The organism is Rhizobium ecuadorense (assembly GCF_001187535.1).
Lineage (GTDB): Bacteria > Pseudomonadota > Alphaproteobacteria > Rhizobiales > Rhizobiaceae > Rhizobium > Rhizobium ecuadorense.
The window spans coordinates 1-407 of the sequence record NZ_LFIO01001410.1; the positions used below are offsets into that span (position 1 = coordinate 1).

Here is a 407-nt window from a genome sequence, read left to right on the forward strand (position 1 = left end):
GCCCTCTAAGCCGGTATCGATGGCGATGGCACCGCGCAAGATCGGTGCGATTTCCGCCACGCTGGCGAGCGATTTTGGCACTTTGGCGGAAGTAAACGGCTTTGCCCGACCTTTCGCCAGCCTGTGTTGCGCGCGGTCGATCTTAGCGATCATGTCCTCATAGGCCGCGCGCGGATCGTCAGACCAAGTGAAAATTCCGTGTTTCAGGAGAACCATGCCGTCGCCTTTGGGATTGGCGCGGAAGGCTGCATCACAAGCCTTGGCGAGAAGGAAGCCAGGCATCACATAGGGCACGACGATCGTATCAGGGAACAGTTCTCGGATAAGGTCTTCGCCATGCGGCTGGTTTGTCAGAGAGACTATCGCGTTGGCATGGGTGTGGTCGATATGCCGGAATGGCAACAGGG

At 58.0% G+C, this 407-nt stretch carries 1 protein-coding gene; it reads right to left on the reverse strand.

All coding sequences use genetic code 11. From position 1 onward, the window contains the following. A partial coding sequence (locus tag AF337_RS29775; protein WP_193393672.1) for a class II aldolase/adducin family protein occupies positions 1-407 on the reverse strand: 407 nt, incomplete at both ends.